Genomic DNA, 4,166 nt, shown 5'->3' with positions numbered 1-4,166 from the left:
AATCAATGCGATTCAAAAAAGAGGCATTTGATGGCAAACGCGAAGAGGCGGTGTATTTCTCTAAGCGAGTGAATGAATGCGCCTCACCAGATTCTATATATTTATATAGAATCTCATACGCGCGGCACTCGGAATATATTTCGCCAGATTTATCATAGAAATAATCGCTCCCTAGCCCATCTTCTGTGATGATATGTGTGATTTTTACACCATTTTTAAGAGTGAGATATACCACACCGCCCACACTTGCGCTACCCGGAGTAGCGGCTCTCACTAGAATCTTGCTCCCTTTGGGGAGAGAATGTGCTTCAAAAACTACTTTGCCCATTTTATGCCAATCCCCATAGTCCCCATGAGGAAACCAATCATCAACACTTGATTTATCATTTTTGTGTCCTAGAATCTGTATGCTTTTGATTGTCTCATTCAACTCTATCACTTCATAATCCACTCCCCACGAATTTGCCTTGACATAGGTTGCATCACTATAATGCTTCAGCACACCGCTTTCTCCGCCTACCTCATCGCCGCCATATTCCTTGATTATTTTGACTGCGTATTCTCCTGCCTTAATCTGTGCTTCAGAGAGACACAAAGGCTCTGCCCACGCATAAAACACTATAATCCCAATAATCCCATAGAGGGCGAATATGAGTTTTAGGCACTTTTTGAGAGTTTGCATACTTGCTCCTTGTAATGACTTTAATGACTTACAAAATTGTGATTCTATCACAAAACACGAGGAGAAATTATATCGTTTTTACCACTATGATTGAGTGTCGTATCCGTTTGGGCGGTGGTGAAAGAGAGGCTTCAACTTCACTTTTACCCCTACCCAAACGCGAGGCTTCAACAAAACACTTTTATGAATATCTAAGAAAGTAGCATTTAAATAAAATCCTTGTTATAATAGCAACTTGAGTAAATATGTAGGTAGGAATTGTGATTACAAAAGAAAATTTTAAAGCAAGTTTAGAATCTCTAGGATTTCAACACAATAATGATGAGGTGTATATAAAAATATTTGATGATTTAGAATGCGAACTACAAGCTGATTTTAAACACTCAAAGCTTCTTTATCCTAAGGGAATCATCATCAATGACGCAACTACGAGTAATTTTTCTAAACCTGAAAATTTTGTTGTCTTTGAATGTGTGCATAGACTTTTAGAAAAAGGCTACAAACCACAGCATTTAGAGCTAGAGCCAAAATGGCAACTAGGCAGAGAGGCAAAAAGTGGTAAAGCTGATATTTTGGTCAAAGATAATGAGGGAAATTCCTATTTGCTTCTTGAGTGCAAAACCACAGATTCTAAAAATAGTGAATTTAAAAAAGAGTGGGAGCGAATGCAAAACAATGGCGGACAGCTTCTCTCATACTATCAGCAAGATAAAAATGTCAAATTCCTTTGTCTTTATACGAGTGATTTTAATGGGGAAAATATTATTTTTGAAAATTATATTTTAAATATGCAAGACAATGAAGATTATTTAAGAAAAAATGATTTTAAAGATTCATACAAAAACGCTAATACGAATGAGGAAGTTTTTAAAGTTTGGAGTGAGATTTATAAATATGATGCTTCAAGCATTGGAATCTTTGAGCGAAATATCAATGCCTATGAAGTAGGAAAAAATGCTCTTTGTTTCGAGGACTTAAAAGAATTGCAATCTTTTAAAGATGATTCTAAAAAGCACGAAGATGGTAAATATCACGAATTTGCAAAAATCTTGCGAAAGTATAATATTTCAGGAAAAGAAAATGCCTTTGATAAGCTTGTCAATCTCTTTTTGTGTAAAATCTATGATGAGATTCACAATAAAAATAATCTCAAATTTGTTTATCGTGGCGTGATTGCAGATAGCTTTGAGGATATGCAAGATAGATTAATGTTGCTTTATAAAGAGGCGATGAGCGAGTTTCTGAAAGAAGAAGTAACCTTTATCGCAGATGAGACAATAGAAAAGGCTTTTAGTGCGTTAAATCATAACAAAAAGAGCATTTCAAGCTTGGAAAGCGAAGTCAAAGGATTTATTAAAGCATTAAAATTTTATTCAAACAATGATTTTGCATTTTTGGAAGTGCATAATGAGGAGCTTTTTTATCAAAATGCCTTAGTGCTTATGTCGGTTGTGAAGCTTTTTGAGAATCTCAAACTCACCCAAAACAAAACCAATCAATTCTTAGGCAATCTTTTTGAACTCTTTTTACAAAAAGGTATGAAGCAAGATGAGGGGCAGTTTTTTACCCCTGTGCAAATTTGTGAGTTTATAATGTATTCTTTGCCCTTGCAAGATTATATTGATACAAAGATTCCAAAAGTGCTTGATTATGCGTGTGGAGCGGGGCATTTTCTCAATACTTATGCGAATTTTTTGCAAGAGTTCTGCAAAAAAGAAAATGTAAAAGAATATTTTTCTCAAATCTATGGCATAGAAAAAGAATATCGCTTAAGCAAAGTTGCCAAAGTCTCAAGCTGTATGTATGGGCAAAATGAGATAAATATCCTCTATGCAGACGCACTCTCAAGCGATGCGTTAGAATCTAAGATGAATAATTTTAGTTTTGATATACTTGTTGCTAATCCTCCTTATAGTGTGCAGGGCTTTTTAGAGACTTTGAGCGAAAAATCACGCAAAAGCTATACGCTTTTTAGTCAGCAAATCAACTTAGAAACAAACAACAATATCGAATGCTTTTTTATCGAGCGAGCCAATCAGCTTTTAGACGATAAGGCTATCACGGCTATTATTTTACCCTCTTCACTCCTCAATAAAAGCGGGATTTATGAGCAAACCAGAGAAATTATCCTCCAAAACTTTGATATCATCTCTATTGTGGAGCTAGGGAGTAATACTTTTGGTGCGACAGGGACAAACACGATTATTTTATTTATGCAAAAGCGAATAAGTTTTGAAAACGACAAGCTAAACTCACAAAGATTTAAATTCCTTCAAGAGAGATTAGACTATGAAAATCTCATCAATAATGATAATTTTAAAGAAAATGATTTATTAGAATCTTATATAAGTTATAGAGGTTTTGAGCCAGAATCTTACAAATCATTTTTAGATTCTATATTGAGCGATGAGATATTAGAAAATGAAAATTTCAAAGAATACAAGCAAGAATTTCTTAAAAGTGCCTCATATAAAAAGCTCAAAGATTCTAAGATTTATAAAGATTGTGAGGATAAAAAAGCCTTAGAGGAGAAAGAATTTGTCCATTTTTGCCTTGAGAGAGAAAAAGAAAAATTGCTTTACTTTGCTTTGAGTATAGAAAATGAAGTGCTGATTATTAAATCTCCTAGTGAAAATAAAGAGCAAAAGAAATTCTTAGGCTATGAATGGAGTGATAGAAAGGGCAGTGAGGGGCTTAAAGAGCTAAATACCCCATATCTCACACCACTTTTTGAAAGGGGCAATCCAGATAATCAAAACAAGCTTAGCTTTCTCATCAAACAAAGCTTTTTGAAAAATGAATTTGAGATTCCAAATGATTTGACACAATACGCAAGTAGGGCAAGGCTTGTAGATATGATAGATTTTAGCAAAGTGGAATTTGATAAGGCGATAAGTTTAAGTCCTTCGCGGTCATTGCGAGGCGAAGCCGAAGCAATCCATAATCCTTTTGCAAATTATAGGTATCCGTTGGTGAAGTTAGAATCTATTTGTAAAATGTATCAGCCAAAAACTATTACTAGCACAGAAATTTTAGAACAAGGAAAATACAAAGTTTATGGAGCTAACGGAATTATTGGATACTTCAATGAATATAATCACAAAGATTCTGAAGTAGCTATGACTTGTAGAGGTGCAACTTGTGGAACTATTAATTTTACAGAACCAGAGTCTTGGATAACAGGAAATGCTATGGTTATTTCGCCATTAAACTCAAAAGAAGTTTTAAAGAAATTTTTAATTTATATTCTACCTTTATCAAATATTTCACACATTATTACAGGGTCAGCTCAGCCACAAATTACAAAAACAAATTTATCACAATTAAAAATCCCCCTCCCACCGCTTGAGATTCAACAACAAATCGTGAGCGAATGTGAAAAGGTAGAAGAGCAATACAAAACAATAAGAATGAGCATAGAAGAGTATCAAAATCTTATCAAAGCAATCCTTGTAAATTGTGGTGTCATCGCCCAAGACTCTAT

Annotated in this window: 3 protein-coding genes; 2 read left to right on the top strand and 1 reads right to left on the bottom strand. The window is 34.4% G+C overall.

The features are described from left to right. The coding region (locus tag CQA53_RS12530) for a hypothetical protein (protein ID WP_181882436.1) at positions 1 to 682 on the bottom strand (682 nt) is incomplete at its 3' end. A gap of 23 nt (positions 683 to 705) precedes the next feature. On the opposite strand from CQA53_RS12530, the gene CQA53_RS12205 reads away from it, so the two are divergent. Both CQA53_RS12205 and CQA53_RS10295 read left to right on the top strand, forming a co-directional pair. Next, entirely contained in the window at positions 706 to 885 is a 180-nt protein-coding gene (locus CQA53_RS12205; protein ID WP_147290034.1) for a hypothetical protein, read from the top strand. A 57-nt stretch (positions 886 to 942) separates the two neighbouring features. Next, positions 943 to 4,166: N-6 DNA methylase (locus tag CQA53_RS10295; RefSeq protein WP_115543880.1), on the top strand; the 3,224-nt coding region annotated here is incomplete at its 3' end.

Origin of the sequence: Helicobacter didelphidarum, from assembly GCF_003364195.1 — a bacterium.
Classification (GTDB): domain Bacteria; phylum Campylobacterota; class Campylobacteria; order Campylobacterales; family Helicobacteraceae; genus Helicobacter_A; species Helicobacter_A didelphidarum.
The sequence above is the reverse complement of the archived record's forward strand: the minus strand, read 5'-3'. Positions and strand labels throughout refer to the sequence as shown.

Bases quoted from the DNA above. Each gene is read 5' to 3' on its own strand.
- CQA53_RS12205 (WP_147290034.1), top strand. From the start codon at position 706: ATGACTTACAAAATTGTGATTCTATCACAAAACACGAGGAGAAATTAT.